Raw genomic sequence first — 14,813 nt, forward strand, 5'->3', positions numbered from 1 at the left:
TAAACACCAACTCGGATATCTGCCCCATTGATTGCTTACCTGCAGCGGCTTTCATACCAACCTCGTTCAGGAACGGATTTGTAAAATTGTAGTAGAATGCAAGTGGCACACATATAGCAACTGATGCAATGAAGAATATCAGGTAAGATTTATTTTTCAGCAAGCCTAACGAATCTAAACCCATTATATCGCCCAAGGTAGTTTTTTGTCCCTTTTTAGCTGGTGGCGTAGCGGGTAAAGTAAAGCTTAGTATACCTAATATCAATGAAGCAATTGCTGCCATTTTAAAGGTTAATACCAATGAGTTGCTTTGCTCCCATCCTAACCAACCAATGGTTAAACCGGCAACTATCCAGCCTAATGTACCCAAAATACGAATAGGCGGAAACTCCTTACTTGGATTAGTCATTTGCCTAAATGATACTGAGTTAACTAATGCCAACGTAGGCATGTAGATGATCATGTAGGCCAGAATGATTGGGAAAAACCCTTCAAAATTTGGAATGGTTGTTATATAATATAATAACGCCGCGCCGGTTAAGTGTAAAATACCTAATACTTTTTGCGCAGAAAAAAATCTGTCGGCAATAAGGCCAATAATAAAAGGTGCAATAATAGCTCCCCATGATTGAGTTGCATAAGCATTCCCGTTTTGTACGCCGGTTGCGCTTAATGTTTTGGTTAGGTACGTTCCCATTGTTACAAACCAGGCTCCCCAGATAAAAAACTCCAGGAACATCATGGTGGATAACTTAACGCGTGTTGTTACGGTCATAATTGGTTTTTGGTTTAAAATTATTAGGTTGGTTTCTTCTTATTTTACTGATAAAATATATTTTACCATTTCTTTAGCATCGGCTACAGGTAAATCGGCATGTGCGGTCATTGGTACAGTGCCCCAGTTGCCACTTCCACCTTTAATTACTTTGTCTGCCAACATATCTATATCAGACTCTTTATATTTTTTAGCGATATCAACCAGCGCAGGGCCAATAATTTTGCTTTGCGCGTTGTGGCAAGTATTGCAATCGCTGTTTGCCATTAATGCTTCACCTTTGTTTGTTGGTGTGCCAGCAGCTTTATCTGTGCCAATGTTGTTTACAGCCGTATCGTTTGCTGCCTCGCTTTGATGGGCGGCTGCTGCCTGTTTTGTTGCATCTGCGCTATCTGCGCCTCCATCTGCTTCGCCTGGTTTGCTGCCGCCGCATGCTGCTAAAGCTAAGCTTATACCTAATATTACAAATATCTTTTTCATGGTGTTATGTTTTATAGTCCTAATAGTGATTTGTTAAATGAATCGTCGCTACCCGAAGCAGCAAAATCATCAAAGGCACGTTCAGTAACTCTGATGATGTGGTCTTTTATAAATGGTGCGCCTTCGCGTGCACCATCTTCGGAGTTTTTTAAAGCACACTCCCATTCAAGCACCGCCCAACCTTTATAATCGTATTGGGTAAGCTTGCTGAAAATACCTTTAAAATCAACCTGCCCATCGCCTAAAGAGCGGAAACGTCCTGCACGGTCTATCCAGTCTGAATAGCCGCCGTAAACGCCCTGCCTGCCGGTAGGGTTAAATTCAGCGTCTTTTACGTGAAACATTTTTATGCGTTCGTGGTAAATATCAATGTATTCCAGGTAATCCATTGCCTGCAATACAAAGTGCGAAGGATCATATAACAAATTAGCACGCTTATGGTTGTTTACTTTGCTTAAAAATCTTTCGTAGCTAATACCATCGTGCAAGTCCTCGCCCGGGTGTATCTCGTAGCAAAGGTCAATTCCGTTCTCGTCAAATACGTTAAGGATAGGTTCCCAACGTTTAGCCAATTCATCAAAAGCAGCATCTACTAAACCGGCAGGGCGTTGTGGCCATGGGTAAACCATATGCCATATCAGCGCACCACTAAAAGTAGCATGTGCGTTTAACCCTAAATTTTGTGATGCTTTGGCTGCCGCGTTTAATTGCGATACCGCCCATTTCTGCCTTTCGGCAGGGTTGCCACGAAGTTTCTCTGGGGCAAAGGCATCAAACAGACCGTCGTAAGCAGGATTAACTGCTACCAACTGGCCTTGTAAGTGTGTAGATAGCTCGGTTATTTCTAAACCGGCCTCGTTCACAATACCTTTTATCTCGTCGGCATAAGTTTTACTATCGGCTGCTTTTTGCAGGTCGATAAAGCGCAGGTCATTGGTTGGCAGCTGCACACCTTTATAACCCAAACCAGCTGCCCATTGGCAAATAGATCTCAGGTCGTTAAAAGGGGCTGTGTCTCCAATAAACTGGGCTAAAAATATGGCCGGTCCTTTAATGGTAGTCATGTTAGATAGTATATTTTGTCCACTTCTCGTTACTTTGGTTAGAAGCAACAACATTATTTATAAATGCCATGCCTCTTATACCATCATCAATTGACGGGAAATCGAGCCATTCGGCTTTAGCTTCTTTACCTTCTATCTTCGCGCTTAGCGTTAAAGCAAAATTGCGGTACAGGTTGCCAAAAGCTTCCAGGTAACCCTCCGGGTGGCCGCCTGGTGTACGGCAGTTATGGGTAGCATAGCTTGATAACCTATCGGTGTATCCGCTGCCCGCCCTTAATATTTCCGCCGGTTTATCCAGCCATTTTACTATTAATGTATTTGGTTCCATCTGGGCCCATTCAAGGCTGCCATTTTCGCCATATACACGTATTTTAAGCGCGTTTTCTTCGCCTGCTGCAACTTGCGATGCTATTAGTGTACCGGTTGCGCCTTCTTCAAAACGCAATAATACAGCGCCGTCATCATCCAGCATACGGCCATCAACAACAATATTTAATGAAGCATTAAGCTCGGTGATTTTTAAACCTGAAATGTACTCGGCTAAGTGTGCTGCGTGTGTGCCGATATCGCCCATGCAACCGCTTTTACCCGATTTTGTAGGGTCGGTACGCCATGAGGCTTGTGCATTGCCCTCACGTTCCGACAGGCGGCTTAACCAGCCCTGTATATATTCAACGTAGATCTTTCTTACTTTACCTAATTTACCGCTTTTAACCAGCTGCTTCGCTTCTTTCACCATTGGGTAACCCGCATAGGTGTGGGTAAGCAACAGCATCAGCCCGGTTTCTTCAACCTTAGCTTTTAATTGCTGGGCTTCCTCAAGGGTAAAAGTTACGGGTTTTTCAACTACTACGTTAAAGCCATGCTCTAAAGCTTTCATTGCCGGGTCAAAGTGGGCAAAGTTTGGTGTAACAATGGTTACAAAGTCCATGCGTTCGTCGGCCGGCTTTTGTGACTCGGCTTTAAACATTTCATCGTAGTTATTGTAAATCCTCTCTTCGTCCAGGAAAAGGATGCGTCCGCTTTCTTGTGCTATATCTTCGTGCATGCTCAAAGCACCGCATACCAGCTCAATTTGGCCGTCCATATTGGCTGCAATACGGTGGATAGCTCCTATAAAAGCATCCTTGCCGCCGCCAATCATGCCCATGCGCAATTTTCTGTTACTCATATTATGTAGATAAACTTTTAGCCTCGTTCGCCGGTTAGCGAAGAGGCTTTAAAAGTATAAAAATTAGATTAAAAAGTAAAGCCCTTCCGCTGGTTGGCAGAAAGGCTTATCAAAGTATCTTATGAAAGCGCCCAGGCCCTGTCACCCTTTTTGTAAGGATAATCGCCTATGTATTTGCCCGGTACAGGTAAATAACGCAACGCTTTTGTAGCGCCAACTTCTGATGTAAAGTAGCCCAGCAAAGTCAGTTGCTTAATCATTGAGAAATAATGATTTGGATCTTCCGGCTTCTTTTTTGTTGAGTATTCTTTTGCCTCTTTATCAAGGTCAGTAAGTAGCTCAGTCCTTTGTTTGGCATCAGCTTCCATAAAGCTCTTTTTGAACTTTTTGTTGCTTGCTTCATCTAACTGAGATAAACCTTTTTTGAAGACTTTTTGATCATCTGCTGTGTAGCAATCTCTAACCATTATAGCCATAAAACCGCCAACATTCGCTGCTTTTGCACCAGGTGTTGATGTTTCAGGTAAAATAGTTTCGCCTACCTCGTTTAAAAAGGCAGTAGTTTCTTTAGCAAACAGATCATCAGTATTTACTGTGCTGCCCGATTTGCAACCTGACATAAAAAGTTCGGCACCTATTACCGTTCCTCCAAGTATCAAACCAACTCTGCTTATCGCGTCTCTTCTATTCATTTTATAATTGTTGAATGAGTGAATATTTTATTTGTTGATTTTATTAATCAGTGATAGCAGAATTGAAGTTCTGCTATCACTGATTAACTTATGCTTTTAATTCAAAACCGGTACGATACTCACGTTTAATGTACTGGTTAACATCTTCAAAGTTGGTAACCTTCATTGCCTGGTTATCCCAGTTCAACTTAATAGAACCACCTTTTAACTCGTGGCCGCGTACAGCAAGGTTTGCCATAAGCAGTGCTTCGGTAAGCGGGCCGGCTTTTTCAAATGACGAGCTTAACTCTGTTTTACCGTAACCTGCTAAACAACCTTCAACCCATTGTGCGTAGTGGCCGTTTGCGCCACCTGGTACACGTGCCCATTTCTGAGGCGCATTTGCGCTGGCGGTGCGTTCTTTTGGTAATAGTGTTGCAGCATCAGAATAAGTACTGGCGTACATTTTTCCTTTTGTACCAATAAACAATGTACCATTGCCTTCTTCACCACCCCATTTTTCGCTTGCGCCTAATTCTAACGGTCTTTCTGGCTGTATACCACCGTCCATCCAGTGAAGGGTAACATCGCCTTTTGTTTTGTTGGTTTTAGGGAATGTTAAAGTGATATGGCTTGATGGAGGACAGCTTTCCGGGAAGCGGCCTTGTTTAAATTCATCAACATAAACACTACCCACGCTTGCCTGTACATCTTTAGCATATTGGATACCCAATACACGGAAAGGTGCTTCCACAAGGTGGCAGCCCATATCGCCAAGGGCGCCGGTTCCGTAATCCCACCATCCGCGCCAGTTAAACGGCACCAATTTATCTACGTAATCTTTTTTAGGTGCTGTACCCAACCATAAGTCCCAGTCAAGTTCTTTTGGAATATTTGGCTGCGGATCAGGCCATTTAATACCTTGTGGCCAAACCGGGCGGTTTGTCCAGCAGTAAACAGTATGAACATCGCCAATAAGGTCGGCATCATACCATTCAGACATTAAACGGGTACCATCATTTGAAGCACCCTGGTTACCCATTTGTGTAACAACTTTATATTTTTTAGCTGCTTCTGTTAACAAACGTGCTTCCCAAATATCATGCGTTAATGGTTTTTGCACATAAACGTGCTTACCCAATTGCATGGCATGATAAGTTATAATAGCGTGGTTATGATCGGGAGTTGATACTGATACAGCATCAAAATGTTTATGTTCCTTATCATACATTTCGCGCCAGTCTTTATAATACTTAGCCTTAGGGAATGCGGCCCTTGAAGCTGCTGCGCGACGATCGTCAACGTCGCACAGGAACGCAATGTTCGCTTTACCACTTTTTGCAAAGTTTGCAATATCGCTTTGGCCTTTACCGCCTGCGCCAACACCTGCTACATTCAGCATGTCGCTTGGTGCTGTATAACCGGTACCGCCTAATACAAAGCGTGGTACGATCATAAAACCTGCGGCCGCTAATGCGCCCGATTTAATAAAGTTCCGCCTTGACGGATTTGATTCTGGAGTTTCTTTTTCTTCAGTCATTGTTAGTCGAATTTCAATACTGTTAAATATTACCTTTTTTAAGTTCTTTTACAGCAAAATCCGCTGCACGTGCTGTAAGCGCCATATATGTAAGTGATGGGTTTTGGCATGCTGCCGATGTCATAGCGGCACCATCCGTAACAAATACGTTTTTAGCATCCCAAACCTGGTTGTTACCATTTAATACCGATGATTTTGGATCGCGGCCCATACGAGCTGTACCCATTTCGTGGATACCACGGCCTAATACCGGCTCTGACGTATAGGTTTTAACATCCTTAACACCTGCATTTTCCAGCATTTCTTTTGCATCGTTCATCATATCGATACGCATTTTGCGCTCGTTATCTTTACACTCTGCATCAATAGCCAATATTGGCAAGCCCCATTTATCCTTCTTGGTTTTATCAAGATAAGCGCGGTTCTCATGATATGGCAAAGTTTCGCCGAAACCACCCATACCAAAGCCCCATGATCCTGGTTCTGACAATGCATCTTTAAAGTCGCCACCGATATTCATTTCGGCAATATCACGGCTCCAGCCACTACGGCTGCCACCACCCTGATATCCAAAACCACGGATATAATCTCGTTTTTCGCCGTTTAAGTTACGGTAACGCGGAATGTATATACCGTTAGCCCTGCGGCCAAAAGTGTATTTATCTTCAAAACCTTCTACACGGCCGCCCGCACCAACACCAAGGTGATGATCCATTAGGTTATGACCAAGCTGGCCGCTGCTGCTGCCTAAGCCGCCTTCCCATACATCGGTAGCCGAATTCATTAACACCCAGGCACTGTTTAATGCCGATGCATTTACGAAAACCACCTTAGCGTAGTATTCATACGTTTTATTGGTTTCCGCATCCATTATCTCAACACCTTTAGCCTTTTTAGTGTCTTTATCGTAAAGGATCCTGGTTACAATTGACCATGGGCGTACGGTTAGGTTACCGGTTGCCATAGCTGCAGGTAAAGTAGCCGATTGCGTACTAAAGTAAGCGCCAAACGGACAGCCTAACCAGCATTTGTTACGGTACTGGCAGTTTGTGCGGTTATTGTGCGGTACAGTGATATTGGCTGTACGCCCAATTATAAAATGCCTTGCATCTTTATAAAACTCTTTATAACGTTTCTGAATATCTTTTTCTACAATGTTCATGTCCATTGGCGGCATAAAATCGCCATCAGGAAGGATTGGAACGCCATCTTTATTACCAGAGATACCGGCAAATCTTTCTGCATAGCCATACCAGTCGTGCAAATCCTTATAACGGATAGGCCAGTCGGTACCAATACCATCTTTTAAGTTAGCCTCAAAATCGGTATCGTGCCAGCGGTATGATTGCCTACCCCACATTAACGAGCGGCCACCTACGTGGTAACCCCTAAACCAATCGAAACGTTTGATCTCGGTGTACGGGCTCTCTTTTTCGTTGGTCCAATAGTCAAGGTTAACCTCATTTAGCGGATAATCACGTTTTAAAACGGGATAATCCTCGATCATTTTTTGCGTACGGCCGCCCCTGTGTTCAAATTCCCACGAAGGTTTGTTCGCATTCACATAATCTTTAATGTGCTCGATATTTTTACCGCGCTCTAACATGATGGTTTTTAAGCCCTTCTCGGTCAGTTCTTTAGCAGCCCAGCCGCCTGAAATCCCTGAACCAATGACGATCGCGTCATAAGTGTTTGTAGACATAAAAGTGTAGCGTTAAATAAATTATTTAGTAATCGGTTATTCCGTCTAATGTAGGAATAAATATTATTTTACAAATCTTTTTTCATTGTGTTTTTTACACACATTGTATAAGTTGGCAGTTATTGGTTTGCAGTTAGCATAACTTACTGCAAACTGCTATCTTCAACTGCAAACTTTTTAAACATTTCCTTTTTTCATTTCGCCTATTGCATGGTCAACCGCGCGGGCTGTAAATGCCATATAAGTAAGCGATGGGTTTTGGCAACTGGTTGATGTCATGCTTGCCCCATCTGTAACGTAAACATTTTTGCAGGCATGCAGGCGGTGCCACTTATCAAGCATTGATGTTTTTGGGTCGTTACCCATACGCACACCACCCATTTCATGAATATCAAGCCCTGGTGCCCTATGGTCGGTAGATGCCTGAATATTTGTGAAACCGGCCGAAGTAAACATCTCTGTCATTTGCTCCACGTAATCCTTCTTCATTTTTTCGTCGTTGTCGTCATAATCAACAGAAATTCTCAACTGAGGGATGCCAAATGGATCTTTCAGTGATTTATCTAACGCGACATAGTTTGTTTCTTTAGGGATAGTTTCGCCCATCATATGCGAACCTACATGCCAGCCGCTCAGGTCTTTCTTAACCAGGTTATTTTTCAGATCCTGGCCTATACCGTCACTACTATTCTGTTGCCAGCGATAAGCGCTAAAGCCTGCCGCGTAACCGCGTAAAAAGTTAGTTTCCTGTTTGTAAACGTTCCTGAAACGAGGCATATAACCACCGCCTGCAGGGTTGCGCCCATCAGTTGTCCACTCTTTAGCGCCATCGTACTCGGCATTTATATGTGCCGAATAATTGTGGAAAGCCACGTATTTACCCAATGTGCCGCTATCGTTACCCAAACCATTAGGGAAACGGCCTGATGTTGAGTTAAGCAAGATAAGGTTACTGTTTAAAGCCGCCGCGTTAACAAAAATAACATCGGCATAATACTCAATAGCCTCTTTTGTGTTTGCATCAATAACCCTTACACCTGTTGCTTTGCCTTTTTTCTCATCGTAGATGATAGATTCTACAACCGAATATGGCCTTAATGTACAATGGCCGGATTTTAACGCCCAGGGAATTGTAGATGAGTTTGCACTAAAATACCCTCCAAACGGGCAACCACGCTGGCACAATGTACGCTCCTGGCATTGACCTCTGCCCTGGTCTAAATGTATTTGGTTTGGCTTTGATAAGTGTGCGCAACGCGCGCTTATTACGTGCCTGTTCTTATAAGTTTTTTTAACGTGATTGCTAAAAAATGTTTCAACGGCGTTCAGCGGGAAGGCCGGTAAAAACTCGCCATCAGGTAATTCGGGGATACCATCGCGGTTACCAGAGATACCTGCAAATTTTTCCACATAACTATACCAAGGTGCAATATCTGCATATCGGATAGGCCAATCTACAGCGAAACCATCACGTGCCGGGCCTTCAAAATCAAAGTCGCTCCAGCGTTGGGTTTGGCGTGCCCATAACAGGGATTTACCACCAGTTTGGTATCCACGGATCCAATCGAATGGTTTTTCCTGCACGTACGGATGCTCGGCATCTTTCACAAAAAAGTGTGCCGCATCTTCGCCAAAGGCATAGCAACGGTTTACTATCGGGTTTGCCTTTTGCACGTCATCAGGCAATACACCATGATGCGGAAATTCCCAGGGATATAAATTTGTTGTTGGGTAATCTTTTAAATGCTTTACATCGCGGCCACGCTCCAAAACAAGGGTTTTTAAGCCTTTGTCTGTAAACTCCTTAGCAGCCCATCCCCCACTCATACCCGATCCTATAACTATGGCATCAAACGTACGATCCTTTACACTATCTATATTTAAATTAGCCATTATACTGCTGCATGCTTTTTAACAGGAAAGTATGCATTATACCTTCCGGGTACCAATTCATAAACTATTTGCTTTGTCATAAAATATTTGGATGTAGTATATCCAAACACCGTTTGGTCTTTCACCATCCTGTAAAAAGCAATTAGCTTAGTATTATCCTTATATTTTTCGTCTTTGCTGTTTTTATCTATAGCGCTTACAAACGTAGTGCGTTCTTTCGCGGTACACTCGTTAAAAGATTTACCCAATTGTTTTTTGGCTTCGGCAGCAAAATCTCCTAAACCGGCAATAAAGTCCTGCTGATGTTCTTTATCATAACAGTCGTCAATCATCTTAAAAACAAACAGGTTAATACCAAGCTCGCCTGCTCCCGGGGTATCAGTTTTTGGCAGGATGGTTTCGGTAAGGTTATTTACCAGTGTTTCCTGATCGGCGTCTATCTTAAGGTGCTTTAACTGCACAACAGGTTTACCCTTATCATTTAAGCACGATGGCAATACTGCCGCGCTGCCTAAAATAAGGGCCATGTTCCTTATTGCAACCCGCCGGTTCATATTTAAATTCAATTTTTTTAGGTTAGTGTTATAAATACAATTACGAAATTGAAAGATAGCTTTTAACTCTTAATATCCCCACTTTTTCATCATTTGTAAATCAATTTTTACACAATCAAGCGGGTCAAGGCCCTGATACGATTCTTGTTCGATGATCAGATACACGGTACCACCTGTTTTTTTAGCTGCTTTTAAAACCTCTTTAACCGGTAAAACGCCCTTGCCTAATATGGTGCTTTCATAACCGGTACCTTCGTTTTTATCCGCGCTTTTTATTTCGTCCTTAACGTGCATAGATACGAAGCGGCCGGGATATTTATTAATAATAGAGATGGCATCGTTTTCGCGCCCGTACATATTACCAATATCAAGTTGCTGAGAAACCTTATTAGGGTCGGTATTTTGCATTATATAATCAAACAGGCGTATGTCGCCTACCATAGTTGTAAATTCAAAATCGTGGTTATGATACCCAAACTTCATGTTATACTTTTGGCACAGCTCACCGCTTTTATTAAACTGATCCATTGTGCGTTTTAGCAGGTCGGTATCATGTCGTACTTTTTCATCCATCCATGGGCTTATTACAAATTTTTGGCCCATATAAGCAGCATCTTCAACTGTATATTTCCAGGCATCGGTAAAGTCGTTTTTTTCTGCATCCCAATGCTGAGGGGTCATTACAGTGTGTCCGCTTGGCATTTGCAGGCTTAGATCATCCAGTATCTTTTTAAACTCTTTAGCTGTCCAGCCGTAAAATTTACGGTCGACATAGTTGGCGTGCTCTACGTGCTGATAACCCATAGCGGCCAGTTTCTTTAAAGTACCTGCCGGGTCAGTCTTCATAGCATCGCGTACAGAGTAAAGCTGAATGCCTACTCTTTGTATTTTAGCAGATGCTGCAAATAGATCATTAGGCATTAAAGCCGCTGCAGTAGCTGCAATAGCGCTGTTTTTTAAAAAAGTTCTGCGGGATGATGTCATTTTAGTTGAGATTTATAATTTAGTTGAATTTAGTTCTTACTTATAGGAAACGCTGGAAATAACAAACTGGTATTGCTTACAAATGCAATATGCTTACTATCAGGCGACCATGACGGTGTATTGATAGTGCCCTGGCCGCCATATAAATAGGCAACTACTTTTGAGGGGCCGCCACCTACTGGCATTACACGTAAATAAACGTGTTTATAAAAGGGATGGTCGCCGGGGCTAACTTCGCTTTTAAGGAAAGTAATATAAACTATCCACTTACCATCGGGCGATACATGCGGAAACCAGTTGTTATAATCATCATTAGTGATCTGTGTTTGTTCGGTGCCATCGGCTTTCATTCGCCAAACCTGCATCAGGCCAGATCGTACCGAGTTAAAGTAGATGTATTGGCCGTCGGGCGTGTATTCGGGGCCGTCGTCTAAACCGGGGGTATTGGTCAGCCTTTCTTCTGGACCGCCCGCAACCGGCACACGATATACATCGTATTCCTTATTGCGTTCACCGCAAAACACAAGGTATTTGCCATCTGGTGACCAGCCGTGCATATACGACGCGCCTTTACCGGTAACAGTAACCTTACGCGCTTCGCCCCCATTAGATGGAACAACATAACCTATTGACGGGCCACCGTCGCCACTACTAATGGTGAGCCATTTGCCATCAAAAGAAAGCACATGGTCGTTATTATTATTTTTAGCAACACCGGTGTTCAATACAGTTGGAGTGTTGGTAGCCAGGTTATATTTATATAAGGAGCCATCACTGTTATAGATAAGGGATTTGCCGTCAACCATCCAGTTTGGCGCCTGTAATGATTTTGGTGATTGATAAATTATCCGGCTGTTTTGAGTTGCCATATCCAGTATCTCGATACTGCTGCCTAAATATTGCTTATAAGGTACAAGGCCCTGAGGGGCCGGCACAACGATGCGCACATTACTAAACGTTGCTTTTTCTATAACATCCGGGTTGTGCGAGCAAACAAATATGCCTACATACACTTCATCACCCAGGTCAAGATCGATCTTTTCTTCAGGGCCAAAAACATCACCTTTGCGGGCTACCGACATTGTGTAGGTACTTCCTTTTCTTTCCAGCTGGATAACATCGGCAGAAGTAAGCGCAGATTTTTGTTCTTTAGTACTATCACCTACAGCCTTACGATACTGTAAGGAAGTTAACCCATCGCCATGAACAACAGCATTGATGTGAGGAGATTTACCATCTAATGTTTTGCGGACCATTAAGCCGAATTTGCGGTGCGCCTCGGTACCTTTACCAATAAACTCGGCATTTGTGCGTAGTATAAAGTCACCCTTTATGCGTTTCCACACAAAATGAAACTCATCCTTATCAAACCAAATATTAGTTCCTGATCCGCTAACGGTGTATTGTTGTGTTTGTGTATCGTATACAACATTACCTGTATGTTTTACTGCCCCTATATCGGTATTACCATCAAATATGCCAATTGCTTTGGTTTGAGAATACCCGTTTGCAGCAAATACAGCCATTGCCAGCAAGCCGACAAATAAACAAATAGCTTTTTTATACATCAGATTATTAGGTTATGTATTAATTGGTTGACTAAGTTATATATTCATTTGTAAAAATCACAGTTTAAAAATTGCTTTTAAATAAAAAAGGGATGCTTTCGCATCCCTTTTTTATTTAACCTTATAATAAGGTTAAAATAGTATCATAAATTGTTAAGCACGTTCAGTAGCGAATATCTGCTTACCCGTTGTTGGGCAAAACACAGGTTCGGTTATTTTTATAACCTTCTCTTTAATATGTTCTTTATAGAATTGTTTTTTTGAATCGTGATAATGGCTTACCGCGCCTATCGTGTGCATAAACTTAATGTAATACCATGCACTATCAACCTGGTGTGGCTTAAAGCCCGAACGTGCACTTTTTGGGAACAGGTGATGGTTGTTATGCCATTCGCCCGCAACTATACCGGGCCAAAGCTGGTTTACCGACATATCCTTACGATTATGATCAACACCTTCGCGGCGTTTGTCTTCTCCTTTACCGTGGCCTTCGTAATTAAAGGTTCGTACACCTACAGCCCAAAAGCCTGCCGCGCCAAATATGGCACATGCTAAGCCCATACCGCCAAGCAGGTAAAAAGCAGTAAACCAAAATGCCCAGTTAGCAACAACTCCCAAAATCATGTGGAACGGATTAGCTACCGATCCCCATTTTTGATACTGAGCATATGTATTACAGGTAACACCCGTATGTTTCATTAGAGTAAGGCAACGGTTGTAACCTTTTTCATCCAGATTACGGTTAACCGGCTGATGATTTGCATCGGCTAAAAAACAATATAAAAAACCACCCTGCGCGTTGTATGGATCGCCGGGGGTATCAGATAATGCATGGTGCACATGGTGCGATATGGCATAGATCTCTTCCGGGATAATTTTGAGGGTTAAATTTTGGGTGAAAAAGCGCCAAAAATTATTTTTGAATTTAAAAGCACCGTGGGTGCAATACCTGTGGTACCATATAGTACCATGGGTGCCCATTACTATCATGCTGTAAACAAACGCTACAACTAAACCTGTAATGCTAAAGTATTTAAATATAAACAGGAATAAAAAAGGCGTAAGGCACAAAACCATAGCCCAGCTCATAAAAGAAAGCCAGTTTTTTTTGTTACTGAATACGTTTAATCTTGAAAAAAATTCAGAAAAGATTTGTTTTGGGGTTGGCTTTGAAAGTTCGCCATTAGTATCCTTCCATCCATAAGATGGTTCTTCCAGCACATCGTGTATAAATGCCATTAGTATCGGGAGTTAGTTTTAATCAATCGGGTTAGTCGGGGTATTTACGGTTAAAGTTAACCAAAAGTTTGGAAATACCGTTAAAAAATTTAATAAATAATTAAATTGTCATTAAAATGTCTGCCTTATTGCAACATTTGTATGACATTGGCACAACTGTTAAACTTCGTAATACATTCACTGTCATTAGGCTAAATATTTTTAAATGCCATGGCAAAATATGTACTTATTACCTTATCTACAATTTTATTTAGTGCCTTTTTTACACAAAGCGCATTTGCCCAACAGCCCCGCGCAGTTAGCGGCACAATTGCAGATACCCTGGGCGCTGTGGCGGGTGTTACCGTCAAACTAACCTCGGATGCAGACAGCGCCATTGTGGCAAGCGATATGAAAGGTGCGTTCAGCTTTCCCGAAGTAAGATCGAAGAACTTTAAGATCACCGTTTCCGGCCTGGGTTACCAGGTATATACACGAAAATATGCTATGGATAATGATGTTAAGCCTATCCAGCTTGCTCCAATTAAGCTAAAAATACAGATGAACTATCTGAGTGTAGTGAACATTACAGCCATTAACCCCATAGTTATTAAAGAAGATACTGTTGAATATAATGCCGCGGCCTATAAAGTGAGGGAAGGTTCGCAGGTGGAAGATTTGATAAAGAAAATGCCGGGCATTACTGTTGATAAGGATGGAAATGTAACCGCTCATGGCAAGCAGGTAACTAAAGTACGGGTTAACGGCAAAGATTATTTTAGCGGTGATGTGCAAACCGCCACACAAAACTTACCTGCAGATATTGTAGAGAATATACAGGTAATTGATGATTATGGCGACCAGGCCAACCTTACCGGCATAAAAACCGGCGAACCTGATAAAATATTGAACATTACTATTCAGAAAGGTAAGCGTACGGGCAAATTTGGCCAGGCAACGGTTGGCGCGGGTAACGACGACCGGTACATTGCCAAACTATCTGCCAACGCGTTTAAAGAGGACAGGCAGATATCAGTCATCGGCACATGGAATAACACAAATACCAATTCGTTTAACTTAGCTACGGGAGGCGGTGGTGGTGGCAGAGGCGGTCGTGGTGGTGGTGATGCCGGTGGTGGCATAAGCACAGCCAATGGTATTACCACTAATCGTTCTATAGGTTTTAACTACCG

Annotated in this window: 13 protein-coding genes; 1 reads left to right on the forward strand and 12 read right to left on the reverse strand. The window is 42.6% G+C overall.

Going from position 1 to position 14,813, the window contains the following annotated elements; genetic code table 11:
- The 12 genes from JWQ85_RS10395 to JWQ85_RS10450 form a co-directional block, all read right to left on the reverse strand.
- Positions 1-775: MFS transporter (locus JWQ85_RS10395; RefSeq protein ID WP_299467623.1), on the reverse strand; the 775-nt coding region annotated here is incomplete at its 3' end.
- Between the two features lie 39 nt (positions 776-814).
- Positions 815-1,255 (reverse strand): c-type cytochrome, encoded by a 441-nt coding sequence (locus JWQ85_RS10400; protein WP_299467625.1) that lies wholly within the window; start codon positions 1,253-1,255, stop codon positions 815-817.
- Between the two features lie 11 nt (positions 1,256-1,266).
- A complete protein-coding gene (locus JWQ85_RS10405) occupies positions 1,267-2,319 on the reverse strand; it encodes a sugar phosphate isomerase/epimerase (protein ID WP_299467627.1) in 1,053 nt (350 codons plus the stop codon).
- Position 2,320: 1 nt separating this feature from the next.
- A complete protein-coding gene (locus JWQ85_RS10410; protein WP_299467629.1) occupies positions 2,321-3,490 on the reverse strand; it encodes a Gfo/Idh/MocA family oxidoreductase in 1,170 nt (389 codons plus the stop codon).
- Positions 3,491-3,609: 119 nt separating this feature from the next.
- On the reverse strand, positions 3,610-4,182 hold the full coding sequence (locus JWQ85_RS10415; RefSeq protein WP_299467630.1) for a gluconate 2-dehydrogenase subunit 3 family protein: 573 nt from the start codon (positions 4,180-4,182) through the stop codon (positions 3,610-3,612).
- A gap of 88 nt (positions 4,183-4,270) precedes the next feature.
- Positions 4,271-5,701 (reverse strand): Gfo/Idh/MocA family oxidoreductase, encoded by a 1,431-nt coding sequence (locus JWQ85_RS10420; RefSeq protein ID WP_299467632.1) that lies wholly within the window; start codon positions 5,699-5,701, stop codon positions 4,271-4,273.
- A 22-nt stretch (positions 5,702-5,723) separates the two neighbouring features.
- The gene (locus tag JWQ85_RS10425) at positions 5,724-7,403 is read right to left on the reverse strand and encodes a GMC family oxidoreductase (RefSeq protein ID WP_299467634.1); all 1,680 of its coding nucleotides are present in this window, start codon (positions 7,401-7,403) and stop codon (positions 5,724-5,726) included.
- A gap of 177 nt (positions 7,404-7,580) precedes the next feature.
- The gene (locus tag JWQ85_RS10430; RefSeq protein ID WP_299467636.1) at positions 7,581-9,296 is read right to left on the reverse strand and encodes a GMC family oxidoreductase; all 1,716 of its coding nucleotides are present in this window, start codon (positions 9,294-9,296) and stop codon (positions 7,581-7,583) included.
- On the reverse strand, positions 9,296-9,850 hold the full coding sequence (locus tag JWQ85_RS10435; RefSeq protein ID WP_299467638.1) for a gluconate 2-dehydrogenase subunit 3 family protein: 555 nt from the start codon (positions 9,848-9,850) through the stop codon (positions 9,296-9,298). The genes JWQ85_RS10430 and JWQ85_RS10435 overlap by 1 nt, the downstream gene beginning before the upstream one ends.
- A 69-nt stretch (positions 9,851-9,919) precedes the next feature.
- Positions 9,920-10,834, reverse strand: a complete 915-nt coding sequence (locus JWQ85_RS10440) for a sugar phosphate isomerase/epimerase (protein ID WP_299467640.1) — start codon at positions 10,832-10,834, stop codon at positions 9,920-9,922.
- Between the two features lie 29 nt (positions 10,835-10,863).
- Positions 10,864-12,402 carry a hypothetical protein gene (locus JWQ85_RS10445; protein WP_299467641.1) on the reverse strand — a complete coding sequence of 513 codons (1,539 nt, stop codon included), beginning with the start codon at positions 12,400-12,402 and terminating at the stop codon, positions 10,864-10,866.
- A gap of 153 nt (positions 12,403-12,555) precedes the next feature.
- A complete protein-coding gene (locus JWQ85_RS10450) occupies positions 12,556-13,641 on the reverse strand; it encodes a fatty acid desaturase (RefSeq protein ID WP_299467643.1) in 1,086 nt (361 codons plus the stop codon).
- Positions 13,642-13,851: 210 nt separating this feature from the next.
- Here JWQ85_RS10450 and JWQ85_RS10455 point away from each other — a divergent pair.
- Positions 13,852-14,813, forward strand: a 962-nt coding sequence (locus JWQ85_RS10455; protein ID WP_299467645.1) for a carboxypeptidase-like regulatory domain-containing protein, incomplete at its 3' end; no start/stop codon positions are given.

The organism is Mucilaginibacter sp., from assembly GCF_028288105.1.
GTDB lineage: Bacteria > Bacteroidota > Bacteroidia > Sphingobacteriales > Sphingobacteriaceae > Mucilaginibacter.

What these genes read in the sequence shown, in the direction of transcription:
- JWQ85_RS10405 (WP_299467627.1), bottom strand. Translation starts at nt 2,319, where the DNA reads ATGACTACCATTAAAGGACCGGCCATATTTTTAGCCCAGTTTATTGGA.
- JWQ85_RS10410 (WP_299467629.1), bottom strand. Translation starts at nt 3,490, where the DNA reads ATGAGTAACAGAAAATTGCGCATGGGCATGATTGGCGGCGGCAAGGAT.
- JWQ85_RS10415 (WP_299467630.1), bottom strand. Translation starts at nt 4,182, where the DNA reads ATGAATAGAAGAGACGCGATAAGCAGAGTTGGTTTGATACTTGGAGGA.
- JWQ85_RS10425 (WP_299467634.1), bottom strand. Translation starts at nt 7,403, where the DNA reads ATGTCTACAAACACTTATGACGCGATCGTCATTGGTTCAGGGATTTCA.
- JWQ85_RS10400 (WP_299467625.1), bottom strand. Translation starts at nt 1,255, where the DNA reads ATGAAAAAGATATTTGTAATATTAGGTATAAGCTTAGCTTTAGCAGCA.
- JWQ85_RS10420 (WP_299467632.1), bottom strand. Translation starts at nt 5,701, where the DNA reads ATGACTGAAGAAAAAGAAACTCCAGAATCAAATCCGTCAAGGCGGAAC.
- JWQ85_RS10450 (WP_299467643.1), bottom strand. Translation starts at nt 13,641, where the DNA reads ATGGCATTTATACACGATGTGCTGGAAGAACCATCTTATGGATGGAAG.
- JWQ85_RS10440 (WP_299467640.1), bottom strand. Translation starts at nt 10,834, where the DNA reads ATGACATCATCCCGCAGAACTTTTTTAAAAAACAGCGCTATTGCAGCT.
- JWQ85_RS10445 (WP_299467641.1), bottom strand. Translation starts at nt 12,402, where the DNA reads ATGTATAAAAAAGCTATTTGTTTATTTGTCGGCTTGCTGGCAATGGCT.
- JWQ85_RS10435 (WP_299467638.1), bottom strand. Translation starts at nt 9,850, where the DNA reads ATGAACCGGCGGGTTGCAATAAGGAACATGGCCCTTATTTTAGGCAGC.
- JWQ85_RS10430 (WP_299467636.1), bottom strand. Translation starts at nt 9,296, where the DNA reads ATGGCTAATTTAAATATAGATAGTGTAAAGGATCGTACGTTTGATGCC.